The 16,157-nt window shown below is 67.7% G+C and carries 12 protein-coding genes and 1 pseudogene; 7 read left to right on the top strand and 6 right to left on the bottom strand.

Annotated elements, in window-relative coordinates:
* The first annotated feature begins 102 nt into the window (after positions 1-102).
* Together CG723_RS09095 and CG723_RS09100 are read left to right on the top strand one after the other, a co-directional pair.
* Positions 103-1,455, top strand: coding sequence for a Dyp-type peroxidase (locus tag CG723_RS09095; protein WP_234374220.1), 1,353 nt, complete (start codon positions 103-105; stop codon positions 1,453-1,455).
* 55 nt (positions 1,456-1,510) lie between these two features.
* Entirely contained in the window at positions 1,511-2,638 is a 1,128-nt protein-coding gene (locus CG723_RS09100; RefSeq protein WP_100592773.1) for a catalase family protein, read from the top strand.
* A gap of 330 nt (positions 2,639-2,968) precedes the next feature.
* Here the strand turns inward: CG723_RS09100 and CG723_RS48645 are convergent, their stop codons facing one another.
* Positions 2,969-3,097: a hypothetical protein gene (locus CG723_RS48645; protein WP_267893692.1), complete on the bottom strand. Its 129-nt coding sequence runs from the start codon at positions 3,095-3,097 to the stop codon at positions 2,969-2,971.
* Between the two features lie 167 nt (positions 3,098-3,264).
* On the opposite strand from CG723_RS48645, the gene CG723_RS09105 reads away from it, so the two are divergent.
* Positions 3,265-3,453 (top strand): DUF6381 family protein, encoded by a 189-nt coding sequence (locus CG723_RS09105; RefSeq protein ID WP_100592774.1) that lies wholly within the window; start codon positions 3,265-3,267, stop codon positions 3,451-3,453.
* Positions 3,454-3,643: 190 nt separating this feature from the next.
* Here the strand turns inward: CG723_RS09105 and CG723_RS09110 are convergent, their stop codons facing one another.
* Positions 3,644-4,708, bottom strand: coding sequence for an AI-2E family transporter (locus CG723_RS09110; RefSeq protein WP_324902805.1), 1,065 nt, complete (start codon positions 4,706-4,708; stop codon positions 3,644-3,646).
* A 499-nt stretch (positions 4,709-5,207) separates the two neighbouring features.
* Positions 5,208-5,424 (bottom strand): annotated as a pseudogene (locus tag CG723_RS47460) (GntR family transcriptional regulator); the annotation flags it as partial.
* A gap of 264 nt (positions 5,425-5,688) precedes the next feature.
* On the opposite strand from CG723_RS47460, the gene CG723_RS09120 reads away from it, so the two are divergent.
* Together CG723_RS09120 and CG723_RS09125 are read left to right on the top strand one after the other, a co-directional pair.
* On the top strand, positions 5,689-6,747 hold the full coding sequence (locus CG723_RS09120; protein ID WP_100593767.1) for a zinc-dependent alcohol dehydrogenase family protein: 1,059 nt from the start codon (positions 5,689-5,691) through the stop codon (positions 6,745-6,747).
* 525 nt (positions 6,748-7,272) lie between these two features.
* Positions 7,273-7,833 carry a DUF6817 domain-containing protein gene (locus tag CG723_RS09125; protein WP_100592776.1) on the top strand — a complete coding sequence of 187 codons (561 nt, stop codon included), beginning with the start codon at positions 7,273-7,275 and terminating at the stop codon, positions 7,831-7,833.
* 241 nt (positions 7,834-8,074) lie between these two features.
* Here the strand turns inward: CG723_RS09125 and CG723_RS48650 are convergent, their stop codons facing one another.
* The 3 genes from CG723_RS48650 to CG723_RS09140 form a co-directional block, all read right to left on the bottom strand.
* Complete coding sequence (locus CG723_RS48650) at positions 8,075-8,209, bottom strand: hypothetical protein (protein ID WP_267893693.1); 135 nt, start codon at positions 8,207-8,209, stop codon at positions 8,075-8,077.
* Positions 8,210-8,377: 168 nt separating this feature from the next.
* Positions 8,378-8,839, bottom strand: a complete 462-nt coding sequence (locus tag CG723_RS09135; protein WP_159032415.1) for a hypothetical protein — start codon at positions 8,837-8,839, stop codon at positions 8,378-8,380.
* Entirely contained in the window at positions 8,836-13,662 is a 4,827-nt protein-coding gene (locus CG723_RS09140) for a hypothetical protein (RefSeq protein ID WP_100592779.1), read from the bottom strand. The genes CG723_RS09135 and CG723_RS09140 overlap by 4 nt, the downstream gene beginning before the upstream one ends.
* Before the next feature lie 158 nt (positions 13,663-13,820).
* Here CG723_RS09140 and CG723_RS09145 point away from each other — a divergent pair, with 158 nt between their 5' ends.
* Together CG723_RS09145 and CG723_RS09155 are read left to right on the top strand one after the other, a co-directional pair.
* On the top strand, positions 13,821-14,789 hold the full coding sequence (locus CG723_RS09145) for a WD40 repeat domain-containing protein (RefSeq protein ID WP_159032416.1): 969 nt from the start codon (positions 13,821-13,823) through the stop codon (positions 14,787-14,789).
* 250 nt (positions 14,790-15,039) lie between these two features.
* Positions 15,040-16,128, top strand: a complete 1,089-nt coding sequence (locus CG723_RS09155; protein WP_100592782.1) for a PP2C family protein-serine/threonine phosphatase — start codon at positions 15,040-15,042, stop codon at positions 16,126-16,128.
* The last annotated feature ends 29 nt before the right edge of the window (positions 16,129-16,157 follow it).

Raw genomic sequence — 16,157 nt, forward strand, 5'->3', positions numbered from 1 at the left:
AGTCCTCGGAGCCGACCCCACATCTGTGGACCGCCTCAGCGGACGCGGGTCGGTCCTCACAGGGCTGCCCAGGCAGAGGCCGATATGGAGGCACAAGCGAGCATGAACACGGCGGCAAGTAGCAGCGCAGCCAGCGTGCGCGTCGAGATCGACGACGTCCAAAGCGGGGCACTGCGTCCACGGCCGGTGCCGTACGAGGGGAAGTTCATCTTCCTGCGCGTCGATGACCGCCACGCCGGGCGTGCCCTGCTGCGGCGGCTGCTCCCGGTGACCGCGGGTGGCCTGCCCAGCGTGGACCCGAGCCGGGATGCCTGGGTGGCTGTGGCGTTCACCTACCAGGGACTGAGGGCCCTGGGGGTGCCCCAGGAGTCGCTGGACAGCTTTCCGCGGGCGTTTCGTGAGGGGATGGCCGCTCGGGCGGAGCTGATCGGTGACGTGGGCGAGAGTGCCGCGGCCCACTGGGAGGCGCCGTTTGGAACGGGCGATGTCCACATCGCGTTGAGCGCCCTGTCCTCCGATGCGGCGCAGTTGGACAAGGAACTGGAGCGGGCCCGTGTCGCCTACGAGGACACGCCCGGTGTCCAGGTGATCTGGCAGCAGGAGGTCCACCAGCTCCCGACCGGGCGCACCACCTTCGGCTTCCGCGACGGCATCAGCCATCCGAACATCGAGGGCGTCGGACTGCCCGGCTCCAACCCGCAGGAAATTCCCATCAAGGCCGGCGAGTTCATCCTCGGCTACCCCGATGAAACGGGCAATCTGCCGCCCATGCCCAGCCCCGATGTGCTGGGGCGCAACGGGACCTACGCGGCCGTGCGCAAGGTCCACACCAACGTGGCGGCCTGGCGGCAGTACCTGCGCGCGAACACCTCCAGCGCCGAGGAGGAGGCGCTCCTGGCGGCGAAGATGGTGGGGCGCTGGCCCAGCGGGGCGCCGCTGACGCTGACGCCGGAGCACGACGACCCGGAGCTGGCGGCCGATCCGCACCGCGTCAACAACTTCCTGTACCGGGAGAACGACGATCGCGGCCTCCGGTGCCCCGCCGGTGCGCACATCCGGCGCACCAACCCCCGAGATTCCACCATCATCGGCGACGCACGGATGCACCGCCTCATCCGCCGCGGCACCACCTACGGCCCGCCACTGCCGGACGGCGTACTGGAGGACGACGGCGCCGACCGCGGCCTGGTCGGGGTCTTTCTAGGAGCCCATCTGGAACGGCAGTTCGAGTTCATCAAGGCCGAGTGGGTCAACGACGGCAACTTCATCGGCTATCCCGGCGAGAAGGACCCGGTGGCTGGGCACCACGGCGGAACCGGCAGCGTCACCATCCCGGAGAAGCCGGTCCGGCGCCGCCTGAAGAACCTGCCCAGCTTCGTGGTCACCCGGGGCGGTGAGTACTGCTTCGTGCCGGGTCTGCGCGCCTTGCGCTGGCTTGCCGAACTGGAGGACTGAGGGCAATTCCTGCCTCCTGAGGTCCCAACACGGTCTCCGAGGAGAGGTCGACGTCATGGCAGCACAGTTCGTCCCCTACACGCCGGACGTCGAAGACGACGACCCGCACTTCGACCGCAACATGCAGACGGTGATCGAAAAGACCGAGGCCTACATCACCGAGTCGGTCACGGCCGGTGGCACCGGCCGGGCCCTCCGCGACGCCCATGCCAAGGGCTACGGGCTGGTCCGCGGGGAAGTGGAGATCCTGGGCGGGCTTCCCCCCGAGTACGCCCAAGGCATCTACGCGACTCCGGGAACCCACGATGCGCTCATCCGCTTCTCCAACGGCTCGCCTCACGCCGGAGCCGACGCGCGCTTGGGTGCCGCCACCGGACTGGCACTGAAGATCTTCGACATCCCCGGCCCGACCCTGCTGGAAGACGAACCGGACACGGGCACCTTCGACTACGCCAACATCAATGGACCGATCTTCTTCTGCAACACGGTCGAGCACTACCTGTTCATCCAGGAATTGTTCCTGAACGCGCCGGCCTACTTCTCCCAGGGCCGACCCGGCGTGCACCGTTTCTTCACCGAGTTCGTGACCGGAAAGGGAACGCTGGACCAGGACAACTGGGCGTGGGACGAATTCCTGGCCTTCCTGCGCCTGTCGAAGACCCCGCCGGCGAACCTGCTGCTGTCGAGCTACTGGACGATGGGCGCGGTCCGGCACGGGGACTACATCGCCAAGGTGCGCATCACCCCCGATCCGTCCTTCGCCGCTGCGGTCGTCCGGCGCGACATCGACCCGACCTCGGCGGCGGAGGTCTTCCGACCGGCCCTGGTGGCCGAGCTGCAGGAGCGGCCCTACGCCTTCGACATCCAGGTTCAGCTCTGCACCGACCTGGAGCGGATGCCGGTGGAGGACACCACCGTGGAGTGGCCCGAGCAACTCTCGCCGCCCGTCACCGTGGCCAAGCTGCGGCTGCCGCAGCAGGACATCTCCAGCCCGGAAAACCTGGAGAAGATGGACGCGCTGTCCTTCACGCCCTGGCGGGTCACCGCCGAGCACGCGCCTCTGGGCAACATCATGCGAGCCCGCAAGGAGGTCTACCGGCAATCCTCCATCGCGCGCCACAAGCTCAACAAACAGCCGCGCACGGAGCCCCGCAGCGCCGATGAGGTACTCGGCCCGGCCTGATCAAGCCGACCGACGACGGGACTCAACCGGGCAACCCGTCCGAGAACACCTGAGCTTCCCAGGCTGACATCAACGGCTGACATCAACGACGGTGGACGCAGGCGACCTTGAGCGGTCACACACGCCATACCGGTACGTCGAGGGCCGAACGAGAGCCGCTCGGTCGAACTGCTAAAGCGGGTGTCGCATAACCGATGGGCAGTGCCCGCCGGCCCGACTCGCCTGATGGGGCCTACCAACCGCGGCCGCCTGAAATGTTCTCGCTGCGGCCACATACACGATCAGCACCACCGGTTCCGCCTCCGCGGCCCAGGCCATCGCGTCCGTTCCTCAGCCGCCCATGTAAATGGAGCAGACGTGGGGGTCGATGTTCTCCACCACGCGCGCTCCGATGGCATCGGCACCCATCACGTAGTGCTCGGGGTGTGCCGCGACTTGGGCATGTGTCTGCGACGCCACCCACGCCGCCCCCTGCGGTGAGAAGTGTGCTGTCCGTCGGCCGGGTGACCTCCTGCGCACCTGGCCTCCGCTGCGGGGATAGCGGTGGGTGACCGTTCGAGGTGCGCGGTGATGGGGGCGCTGATTCGCTGGTGGCATCCGCTCTCCCCCCGATCCCAGGAGTGATCATGAGCGTTGCAGGCGAATCCGGCGACCGTGCCCAGCAGATGCGTGCCCAGGTGCAGAAGATCGAGCAGGCCGCGGAGCGTGCCTCTGACCCGGCGGAGCGTCAGCGGCTGAAGGACAAGGCCCGCCGGATCGAGGAGCAGAGCAAGAAGGAGAGCGAGCCGGGCCGCGGGGGCGTCGACCCCATGTGACTGCCCTGCACAAATACCGGCCGGTGTCTGCCCACGCCATCGTTTCTGCGAGGGGGAGACGCCGGCCGGTGTCGTGTGCAGCGCGCAGCGTACGCGGGGTGGTGACGAGCGGGACGGGGCAAGGCTGAGCGGGACCGGGCCGACGTGCAGTTGGCGCCCGGCAACCCTGGGCCCTTCGGCCCTCAGCGTGTCAGTCCGGCGAGCGTCCGGGGTGGTCCGGCTCGGGCCGGGTACGCGGCATGCGGAGCTCGCTGAGCACGGACCAGGCGACCGACACCATGGGAACGGACACGACCGCGCCGATCACTCCGGCCAGGATGCTTCCGGCGATAACGGAGAGAGCTACCACCACGGGGTGCAGCCGCACGGCCCAGCCCAGCACCAGTGGATGCAATACGTGGCCTTCGATCTGGCCGACGACCACGATCAGGGCGAGCACCACGATTGCGATGACCGGGCCCCGCGTGGCCAGGGCGACGACCGTGGCCACGGCCAGCGCGATGGGGGAGCCCACCAGCGGGATGAAGGCGGCGAAGAACTCCAGCAGCATCAGCGGCAGGGCCAGCGGCACGCGCAGCGCGAACAGGGCGATCCCGACCAATACGGCGTTGGATGCGGCCACGATGATGATGCCCCGCGTGTACCCGGCGAAGGTGCGCCACGCCGTTCGTCCCGCGCGGCCCCAGGTGTCCCGAGCGCCCTCCGGCAACAGATCCTGGAACCAGTACCAGTACTTGTCCCCGGAATGCATGAAGAAGAAGGAACAGAACAGGGCAAGCGCAGCTGCGGTGAGGCCTTCCACCAGCCGCCCGGCGCCGCTGAGCGCTCTGCTGATGAGTTCCGAACGGTGCTGCGAGACGAACGTGGACACCTTGCCCTGCAGATCCGAGAGCACTGCGTGGTTCACGTGGAAGGGTGCGCCCTCCAGCCACCGTTGGATCCGCCCGACGCCCCCGGAGAATTCCTGCCCCAGCTGTGTCGATTCCTTCGCGATCAGTCCGCCGACCAGCCCCAGCAGCCCCAGCACGACGATCAGGCTCCCGACCACGCTCAACGCAACTGCCGCGGCCCTCGGCAGACGCCGCGCCAGCAGATCGGCGAGCGGACGCAGCACCGAAGTCATGACCAGCGCGAGGAACAGCGCCACACCGACCAGCTGCAATCGCCCCAGGATCGTGAAAACCGCGTACACGGCAACCCCGAGCAGCAGCAGCCGCCATGCGTACGCCGCCGCCACGCGCAGCCCGCGGTTCACAGCCGCGCCGTCGTGGTCCCCGGCGCGCCGCACCGCCGTCCCAGCCGTACGTGCCTCCGCCCTGCGGGCGGGCCGGCTTCCCAGCACGACATACCGCCGCCGTCGCCCACCGCGACCGGAGCGGGGGCGCGAGCCGGGCCCGCCCGGCTGCTGCCGCTGCGAACGACGCGAACCGTCGTCCACCTGTGTGTCACCGCCTCCCGTCGTCGAGTCGCGCAGCTACGTGTTCCCCAAGGGGCAGCTTCGACAACGCCGTCGGAATCATGTGTCTGGGCCAAAGCGGAGCGAACACAAGAGGCGTCATGGACAGGGTGTGGCTGGACAAGAGTCGTCGCAAGCCGGGACGGGGGCGGCCAAGCCCCTGCCAGGGCGGCCCGACAGCCTCCGCTGACGTTCAGTCGGGCATAGGGCAGCCCTCTCCTCCCGCAGCGGGGCGCTCTGATGCTCGGTGTGTCTGGTTGATCAGCGGAAGCGCTCGGCCCTGGGCCATCCGGGCTGTGCCGTCGGCGAGGAACTCGTAGACAGTGCGGACGCGCAAAAGGCCCTTGGCGATACCGAGCCGCTCCGTGATCTCAGCGGACGCAGGCACCTTGGCCTCGGTACGACTTTCCCAGTCCCCCTGTTTGCCCACGGCCCTCATATCCGCGCTGAACGGAGAAGCGTCGGGTTGGTTGCTCGCGCGCCGAGGAGCGGACCACACGCACGCCCCGCCGAGGCGCTCCGTGACAAAGCCCGGCGCGTTGGTGCAGCTCCCTTATGACGTCGCGAGCCTCGCGTCGAGGGCAAGTCTGCGTACGACATGACAGCGCTCGCGTAGGAGCGCAAGCTGGGGAGGAGTGGAGGGTGACACCTGGCGATCGATCAGGCGAGGCGAGCTGTACATAGGGCGTCGAGACTCCCCGGAGGTTGCGTCGTTCCGGCCCAGAACGTCCGCCGAGTTCGTCGGGTGCTGAGAGAAAAGGTCGCTCATGCCGCAATCCATGCGCGCACTCGTAGCCGGAGAGGTTGGCGAGCCGAACGACGTCCTTCGGCTGGAATCCCGGCCTGTTCCCACGCCAGAAGCCGGCCAGGCGTTGATCCGTGTGAAGGCGACTCCGATTCACGCCAGCGATCTGCATGTGTTGCGTGGTCGCTACGGTTTCTCCCCCGAGTTCCCCACGGTCGGGGGTCACATGGAATGCGTGGGCCGTATTGAGGCCCTGGGTCCGGATACCGAGGGACTGAAGATCGGCGAGCGTGTGGTGGCTGTTGCTGTCCCGGCGATACCCGGGCCGCGTGTGGCCGGCACCTGGCAGGAATACCTTGTTGCCGATATGCATAGGCTTCTGCCGGTCCCCGATCGTCTGAGCGACTCCAGCGCCTGTCAACTCGCTGTCAATCCGTTGACCGCGCTGCTCCTGGTGACCCGCGAACTCGACGTACAGCCGGGAGAGTGGTTGTTGCAGACGGCGGCGGGCTCCACCGTCGGCCGACTCGTCATTCAGCTGGCCAGACATCTGGGTATTCGCACGATCAATGTGGTGCGGCGGCGCGATGCCGTTGAGGAGATCAAGGCGTTTGGTGGCGACGAGGTCATATGCACTGAGGACGAGGACCTGTTGCAGCGTGTGACCGAGATTGCAGGACCGGCTGGCGTGCGCAAGGCCATCGACTGTGTCGCGGGAGAAATAGGTGCCCAGGTGTCCCAGGCATTGGCTCCGGGAGGAGAGCTCGTGGTCTACGGCGCGCTCTCCACCCATCGGCAGACTGCCCCGGCGGCGCTCACGATTCCGCTGCTGGCGCGCTCGGTCATCTACGAGACCAAAGTGGTCCGTGGCTTCTGGCTGAACCGCTGGTTCGGCACTGCCTCACCTACGGATGCGCTGCGCGCGCTGTCCGAGGTGCGCAGCCTCGTCGCTGATGAAGTGCTGAGCATCCCTCAAGGCCGGCCGTTCCCGCTCGAACGCTTCGCTGAAGCCGTCTCGTTCGCGGAAACACCCGCTCATGGCGCCAAACCGCTCCTCGTCTTCGAAGATGGCCGGGACAAAGGTCACGAGTAGAGGTCGCGGCATTTGGTTGGATAGCGGTGGACTGCGGTGGACTGCGGTGGCCTGCGGCGGAGGTGCGGAGGAGCATCTGATCCGCAGCTCTGGATGGAACGGTCAACGACGGCCATACCGGCGGTACGAGGCGAGGCCCCTCAAGGGAGATACCGGACGGGGCCGGTTGCTGGGGTTGCGGTACGGCACTGCTGTACGAGTGACGGGGCCGTCCGTCAACGGGATGCCGCTCTCGCCCGAGTCGAGCTCGGGAAGCCCGTACGTTCTGCACGGAGGAGAGCTACGGCCAGCAGTCCCCCGGGTAGCGCACGGCCGGCCGCGAAGACCCGCAGGTGCTCCAAAGCCATAACCCCGAGCTACAGCTTGGGTATTGCTCAGAAATCCCTAGGATTGACCGGGGTTATTGGGGTCCACGATGATAAGCGCAGGACCCAGGTGACAACCCGTCCGGTGCTTTCACGGGTCCGGACCACAGGCGAAGGCGCGGGCGGGTGCCGACCTCGTGAGCCAGAAGGACAATGCCCTGTGCCTGCTTCTCCTGCCCCTGCCGACCAGGCCATCGTGTTACTGCGCAAGCTCGGTGCTGCCGACATCGCTCATCCGGGTGGCACTCTCGTCGCCCACCTCCAGCGAGTCCAGGGCCAACTCGCTGTATGGGGCGCCCGTCCCGCCCTCCAGGTTGCGGGTCTGTGCCACGCTTTCTACGGCACCGACGGCTTCCCCACCGCCTTGCTGTCTCTGGACAGCCGCGCCGAACTTGCGGAAGTGATCGGTGCCGAGGCTGAAGCCATCGTGTATCTCTACGCGTCGTGTGACCGCAGGGCCACGTACCCGACGCTCATGGATGCCGAGGGGGCCTTCAGGGATCGGTTCACCGGACGTCTCCACGCTCCGGAGCCGCACCTTCGACGGGACTTCGCTGAGCTGTCCGCCGCCAACGAACTCGACCTTGCCCGGATTGACTCCGTCTTCCGCGAGAAGTGGGGAGCCGGACTCCTCGCTCTGTTCACACGATTCCGGCCCCTGCTGAGCCACCCTGCTTGGTCGGACTGCCGCACGGTGCTTGCTGCGGCTCCGCAGGACTGAGCCGGCTCCTTACGCCGGCCGGGGACTCCTGTCCGAGCAGGATGGCGAACGGCATGGCAGAGGGGATCTCTGCAGTGCAGGAGCAGGTGCGCGTCGGGGATTCGACCGCCTGCACGGAGCACACCGCGACGGACCCGGCGTGACTCCCGGCTCATCGACAGGTTCGCCGCGTCCGGGCCGAAGGCCATGACCGCCATCCGGTCGGCGCGGGCCGAGGTACGCGATACGAGACCGGGCCGCCTCAGGCAGCCGAGCTGGTAGTGGGCAGCTCCTGTTCGGTCCAGATGGTTTTGCCACCGTCCATGAAGCGGACGCCCCAACGCCGGGCCAATTTGTCGCAGATGAAGAGGCCGCGGCCGCCTTCGTCGCTGGCCACGGGGGACAGCTGGTCGGCGAGCAGCTGGGGCGACGCGCTGCCACAGGGGAAGGGACTGCCGGCCTCGGCGCGGGATGGGCAATCCCCGTACGGCGTCGTGCGGGGGCCTGCCCGGTGGTGACGCCCCGCCCACCGGTCTGAGCTGCCCCGCATCAGCGCGCCACGGCGTCACACATTCGTCTGGCCCCGCCGCATCGGCAGGAGCCGCTCCTGCGTTCCGTTCCCGTCCTGCCAGCGCAGATGGACGGTGAAGCGGCGGGCGCCGCGATGCGTGTCCGACACCGGAATCCACGGCACTGGATAGCGGGCGCCCTTGTCGAGCCGCTGGAGCGGGAACTCGTCCGGCGGGCAGTCCGCCAGCTCTACCACGGCACCCTCGACGTCCACGACCGCCAGGTGAACCCGCTCGGCCGGCGCGGGGCCGTGATTCCAGATGACCAGGTGGTACCCGGCCTGCCGGACGGTGCCGTCGAACAGCTTGATCCTTGCGAAGTCCGAAGTGCGGTGGAAGTAGGCGGTCACGTCGGCGCCGAGCGTCTCGCGCTTGCGGGCGCGGTGCTGGACGTACGCGGTGGCGGCCGAGAGGGCGAGCGCGCAGAGCGCGATCAACGTGCCTATCCATGCGTTCAAAGGTCACTTCCCTTTTCGGCTCCCTTTTCGGCGTCGTCGAATGTGACAGCGAACTGCCCGTGCGCCGTGGACGTCACGCGAAAGCCCAGGGCTTCGACGTACGACCGCAACTTCGTTCCCGACAGCGCACGGGTGTAGCTCGTGTCCCCGAAGGTCTTCTGGAGAACAACGCCCAGGTTCAGGGAAGTGACGGCCGTCGTGCCCGAAGCGCACGACACGAGATGGCCGATCACCAGCCGGTAGGCGTCGCGCTCGTTCGTGCTCGCGAGATCGAGGGCCTGTTCCCGGATTTCCGGTGACACAGCGATGGCCTTTGGGGCGGGAGCGATGCCGCCACCCGGTCGGGGAAGGGAGACCTGTGAGGGCAACGGGATGGGTGCGACCTCGACTGTTCGGATCTCCACGTCGGGGCGCCGCAGGAGTCGCGCTTCCTTGGCGACCTCCACCCGCCAGGCCCTCAGTCCGTCCTGTGCGAAACCCAGGTCGAATTCGACCACCTTGTTGATGTCCCGATGCCTGAGGAACTCCTCCCTCGGGACGAAGAACGCCTCGATGGAGCCGTCCTCCACAGCGAGCCACCCTGCCTGCTGGCCTTCGATCTTTCTGACAACGCCCCGGACCCGCCGGCATACGTTTGCGGAGTTCTCCCAGTCATGGGTCGCCGGCCTGCGCTCCCCGAGCTCCGAGAAGTGCGCGAGCCGAGGAGCGATGTCCGCACCCTTGCCGGACTTGTCCTTCGCGACCCACTCGTAGCTGAATGCCTTGCGGCGGCCCTGCATCAGCGCCTTCGCCTCGGCCATGTGGTGCTCGACCGCATCCTGTTTCAGCTCGTCCTCGTTCAGCCAGCGCATGAAGCGCAGTACGTACAGGTAATAGCGGCAGACCGGGCTGGGCCGGGAGGAGGCGACGAACGAGAACCGTTCGAGGGCGGCGAGTTCGTCGTACTCCGGAAGTCTTCGATAGCACCGGAACCACAACTGCACGTCGTGGTCGGAGAGATCGCCTCTTTCGTCGAAAGCCGCGTCATAGAACTCGACGGCGGTCCGGAACACCTCGGGAGACGTCTCCTGCCAGTCGTCGCCGTGTTCGCGGAGCAGGGCCCTCGCCAGGACGAGAGCCACACGCGAGTGGCTCCGGGACTGGACGACCAGATCGCGCCAGGCGCTGACCAAGCTCTTCACTCCGCCATGAAGGGTGTCGAGACTCACCTTGCAGGAGCTGAGGTAGGAGCTGTCCTGGTGGTCGGGCCGGGCCAGTTCGCACTCGTCCAGGAGCAGTTCGGCGATGCTCAGCTGCTCGCTCGCCCAGTCCGCCGCCATGCCTCCGGCCCGGATCAGGTCGATGAGGTTGCTGTGACGTGAGATGCGGCGGAGGTGGTTCAGGACGGTGACGATCATCTGAACGGGGGTGACGTAGTTGTGCTCGTCGATCCCGTTGAGCTGCCTGGCCCTTCCGAAAACCCGGAGCGCTTCGTCGTAGCGGTCCCGGATCCGGGTGATCGCCTCGTCCTCGCGGCCGGTATTGCTGCCGAGCTGGATGAGCTCATCCCGCACCGACTCGCGGTGCAGCATCGCCAGTGAGTGGAAGGGAACCGGATCCAGCTCGTCGGACAGATCGATCGCCTTCTTGATGAGCGTCTCCGCCTTGCCGTCCAGGTGCCCCCGGACAGAAGCGTGGAAGCGCCCCAGATGCAGCCAGAAGTGCGGTTCGCTCGGGCAACGGCGGGTGAGCTCCTCGAGAACCCGGTACGCCTGGTCCTTGTTCTCGAATTCGTGGATGAACTCGGCGAATCTCTGCGAATTCGACGTCGACCCCGACCACTTGTCGCGCCGGATGAAGAGGTTCTGAAGGATCTCCTTCGTCCATGCGTTGTCGGGACCGAGATGACCGGACACCTGGGAGATGAACTCTATGGCCGTGTTCGCCAGCAGGAACTCCCAGTCCCTGTCCCCGCGGACCGACTCCAGGACGGATTCCAGGACCTTCTCGGCCACGGAGGGGTGCAGGATCCGCACCTCCTCGTCATTCTCGACGCTGAGATGCCGAAGGTCCTCCCCAAGAGTTGACCTGAGGTCCTCCTGATACGCCGCAGCCGACCCGGCCTGCCCGCCCCATGCTCCGGTGAGCCAGCGCCGGACGAGGAAGTAGGGGAGCCCGTTCTGCGTGAACCGGGTTACGAGTGACAGGTAGCCGGCGACGCTGCGCTGCAGGTCGTTGAAGTGGGCGACATGGCTGTCCACATAACGGCGCGTGCCCTCGAAGTCCTCTTCGAAGGCTGACAGGCCGAAGTAGAACGGCGACAGATGCTGCTCTGGAGCCGAGCCGGGAATGAGGCGTTCCACGGCTGCCCTTGCCCGGGGCGAGCGGGCACGGGCCCCGAAGATCGCCCGGAATTCCCGGGCCTCCTCCGCGGAAAGGGGCTCTTTCAGATAGAACTTGTTGTCGTCCTTGCGTCCCTTGCCCGAGGCCGGGGCATCGGGATCCGCCGTCGGACGGTTGCCGCGCGTCACCCACAGCACGACGGCCGGTGTGTTGCGTTCGTGCAGTTTGTAGTAGAGGTCCTCACGCTCGCTCTGGCCGAGAGTCGCGCTCTCCACAACCACCAGGACCGACTTCTTGGTGGCCCGATAGATGTCGTCGATGCGTTCCACGGTCTGCTGCCCGTAGTGGTGCAGAAAGACCACGGGATGGTCGCGGTGCAGGTCCCAGGCGATGCGCCTGGCCAGCGTCGTGCCTCCGGCCCCCGGGGTGTGGAAGATCTCGAAGGTGGCCGAGCTGTGCTTCCTCAGCACCCGGCCGATGGCTCCCTGGACCATCGGCTGTGTGTCGCGGGGCACGTCAAGACCGGCGTCCAGGTCCACCCAGCTCGCCGGGCGGCCGCGCCAGAACTCGTCGACCGGCTCCTCACGCAGCTCGTCGACGAGGATGCGCGAATGCAGGACGACCAGATCGGCCGCCAGGCGGACGAGTTGCTCCTGCTCGAAGGGGACGGGTCCGTCCTGGCCCGGCAGGGTGGCGAGCCGGTCGGGTCGGGCCATCGCCTGCGCGTTGCCGAAGGCGTCGAGCAGGGCACGGAACTCGTCGCCGTCGCAAGGAACGTGGACGAGGTTTTTCGTCTGTTCGTAGAGAACCTCGACTTCCTCCATGATCCGCTCGGAGCGTTGATCAGGATCACTTCCCGCGGAGATGCAGAGGACGGCCGCGGCCCGGTTCACGCTCGCCCCGCTGGAGCGGTCGAGAACGCCCCGCACGACCGGCAGATGGGACCGGCGCCACTCCACGAACGCCGCCGGAGCTGTCTCGCCCCGGGTCTCCCAACCGCCGGCCATGATCCAGGAGACGGTGTTGCGTCCCGAGGACGGCGCCTCGTGCAGGCCGAACATCACAGTCTGCTTCTCGGCAGTCTCAGGATCGAAGTGGCGGGCCAGACCACTGCGCTCACTCTCCGGGCTGAGGTCGACGATCACCGTCCACTGCGGCGCGAGCAGGTGCGCCAGGTCGGGATGACTGACCCCGGCCTCGACGATGAGGATGCGGTCGTAACCGCTGTGCGCCGTGGCCAGGAAGGGGGCGAGCCGCTCCGCCAGTGCCTCGACATCCGTGGGTCGCGCCGGGGCCACCACCGCTTCCCGCGGAGCGCGCGGGGACTGGGCCTGTTCGAGTACCCGCTGCCGCAGTTCCGGGTGGTACTCCTTGAGGAGGTTGTGGGTGATCCAGCCGGCGAGTTGGTACGCGGTGACGCGGTCCCTCTCGGGCATGTTCTTGGCCGCGTAGTTCAGCGCGGCGCCCAGGCGGGCCAGTAGGTACTGGTGGGTGAGTGAGTCCACACGGCCGGGCTGGAGCCGGTTGATGCTCTCGTGCGTGCCGTCGCGGACGGCACGCACGGCGCTCACGAGCCCCTGCCATTCGAGTCCGGCGGCGCTTATGAGGCCGTCACACTCCTGGAGCACCGCCAGCGGCACCGGAACGCGGAGCCGGGACTGCATGCTGATCAGAGCGGCCGTCTCCAGATACGCCTGGTCGTACAACAGGGGTGACTCGTGACCCCAGTTGACGTCGATCAGCCAGTACGAGCCCCGGTAACTCCGGGTCGCGTCCAGAAGGATGTTGCGAAGATGGAGATCGCCGTGGCTGAAGCCCATCAGGACCAGGTCCGAACGGCGGGTCAGCTCGTTCTCCTGCTCCAGCACCGAGACGGGGTCGGGTAATACCTCGCCATGGAAGACGAACGTGCTGCCACTGATGTCGGCCATGCGGCGGGTCTCCCGCAGTGCGTCCCCGCGCCGGGCCCGGAGAAAGCCCTCGCCCAGCCAAGCGTCCAGCGTCCGCCCGGCCTGCATGCGTACACCCGTGCATCCGCTCAGCTGGGCTTCCAGCAGCTCGGCGCTCACAGTGCGGCATGCCGCGAGGAGCCTCGGACTGTGGGCCATCTCGGCGGCGCCCACGTTCCGCAGGCTGCCACCGGCGATTTCGTACACGTCGACGCGCAGACCGTCGCCGCCGGCGGAAAGCCGCAGTGCCGGCACATGCTCCTCGGCGAACCCGCCCAGCGCCGTACTGAACCTTTCGTGGGCCTCGTGCTGGCGGCCCTGGCCGTCAGTGGACACCTTCACGATGAACTGCCCATCGAGGCCGCCCTGTTGCGCACCCATGAAGTCACAGCGGGCGACGAGCGCATCGGTGTAGCCGTCGTTGAGTTCCTGCAAATAGGTGATGGACACCTCTGTGCCCAACTCACTCTGAATGATCGCGTCGGCTCTGCTGTGCAAGGACGGCTGCTGTGCCTGAGGCGCGGGGCCCTCGAGATCGGAGGCGGTGCTCATGCGCACCGATCGTAAGGCCAACAGCCGGTGGTGTGAGGCGAATTGAGAGACCTGGGGTCAGCAGAAGTTGCTGCTACCGGACGTCCCAGGAGGCGCGCAGGCCGGCCGTCGCCGTACGGCTTGCGCCACTCAGCTCAAATGGCCGGACCTTGGCTGTCGTGGGCGCTGATGCCGCCGTGCGCTTCTGGAACGTCGCGACACGTCGCCAGACCAGCGATCCTCTGGTCCAAGGTGATGAGGCAGGGCGCTTCACCATTTCCCTCAGCCCCGATAACGCTCTGCTTGCGATCGCTTCCTACAGAAACAGGCTACGACTCTGGGATCTCGCAGCCCGCCGCCCCATCGGCAAGCCGCTGCTCGGCACGGGCGACACCACTGCACTGGCTTTCAGTCCGGACGGCGGGACCCTCGCCAGCTCCGACATGGGCTCCACACACATATGGAACCTGGCGGCACATCGCCTGACCGGCAGAGCACTCGATGTCAGAGCAACGAGCGTCGCATTCAGTCCCGACGGCCGCACCCTCGCCACCAACACGGAGAGCGACACCGTGGCGCTCTGGGACGTTGCCACGCACCGCCGTATCGGTGAAACCCCGGCCAGCCACACCGCGCAGATCACGGCGGTGGTGTTCAGTCCCGACGGCACGACGCTCGCGACTGCGAGCCGCGACAATACCGTCCGGCTCTGGAACGCGGCCGCACGTGAGCAGATCGGGGATCCACTGACCGGCCATCGCAGCGGCGTCACGTCCGTGGCATTCAGTCCCAACGGGAGAACGCTGGCCACCGGCAGCATGGACCATACGGTCAGGCTCTGGGACGTCGCCACCCGGCGCCAGATCGGCGATCCGCTTGAAGGGCACAACGCCAATGTCACCGGTGTGGCCTTCGGCCCCGGCGGCAGAACGGTGGTCAGCTGGGGCGAAGACGACACGGCACGGCTGTGGAACGTCGAAGCGACGGTGGATCCGGTGCGTTCACTGTGCAGATGGGCGAGGGGTGCATTCACCGTCGATCGGTGGCGTGATGACGTACCGCCGGCCCCGCTTCTCGACCACTCTGCCCATAGTCCGGAAAGAGCGTTTCGTCCCTGTGAGGTTGTTCGGTGGGGTTTCAAGCGGTGAGCCGATGAGGGCTAGTGGGGCAGAGGTGTCCCACGTGCCGGATGGGGCGGGTGTCTTTCGTCGGCAGCGCGTTTCCCTCGGTTCGCCCGCATCCCAGCGACCTCTCGGATGCACGCTGGGAACTGATCGGTCTCACCCTCACCACCGGGCGGGCCGAACGGCCGCCCCGCACCCCGGCGCTCTCCTCGCATGAGCTCTCCGCTGCGTCCGTCGGGATGCGGCGCACGCCGGCTGCCGCCAGCGTGGGGGAGTGGTGCAGAACAAGGCCCAGTGGATTCCCGCCGGCGTGATCGTGCTGGCTGTAGTGATCGACCTGGTGACCCCGACCCAGGTGACGTCGGCCCCGCTCATCATGGCGGCGCCCGTCGCCGCCGCCCCGCTCCTTTCGCTGCCCGGCATCATCTGGGTGGGCCTCGCCTCGATGGCCGTCCACGCGGGACTGGCCTGGGTGGACGGCACCTTCGGCTGGCACCGCGGTCTGGCCAACCAGTTCACCCTGTTGGCCGTGACCCTGCTGGCCATCTTCATCAACCGCACGCTGAAGAGCCAGGACGCCCGGACCCGGCGTGCTCAGCGCGTCGCGGCCGTGGCCCAGCGCGCCGTGCTGCCCAGACCGCCGGCGCGCCTGGGCGACCTGCACATTGCCGCCCGGTACGTGCCCGCCGAGGACGAGGCCATGATCGGCGGCGATCTGTACGTCGTACAGGACACCCCGTACGGCACACGCGTCCTCGTCGGTGACGTACGGGGCAAGGGCCTGGGCGCCGTGAGCGCGGTCTGCGCCGATCTCGGCGCGTTCAGGTACGCCGCGGACGAGGCCGAGGACCTCGCACAGCTCGTGCGCTCGCTGGAGCAGGCACTGCTGCGTGAGGGCGGGCGGCGAGGCGGCCTCGAACAGGAGGAGGGATTCACCACCGCCCTGATCGCGGAGTTCCCCGCGAACCTCAGTGCCGTACGCATCGTCAACCGCGGCCATCCGCCGCCTCTGCTCCTCGACGCACAGGGCTCGGCCACCGTCCTCGAACCGACTCAGGAAGTGCCTCCGCTGGGGATGGGGGTGCTGGGCAGCTGGGCCGCACCGGTCGACACGTTTCCGTTCCCGCCCGGCGCGACACTCCTGTGCTACACGGACGGCATCACCGAGTCCCGGGACGCCGAAGGCACCTTCTACGACGCTGCGGCGCGCCTGCCCGTTCTGCTCCGGCACCGCGCCCGGTCCGGCGAGCACCCCACACCGGCGCAGGTCCTCGACATGCTGATCCGTGACGTTCGGCGCCACACGGGCGGCCGGCCCCAGGACGACCAGGCGCTCCTCGCGCTGCGCCGCTCGGCGCTCTGACCGCATCCCCGCATCCGGGAGAGGGCCTT

This window comes from Streptomyces sp. CB01635, from assembly GCF_002803065.1.
Taxonomy (GTDB): Bacteria; Actinomycetota; Actinomycetes; order Streptomycetales; family Streptomycetaceae; genus Streptomyces.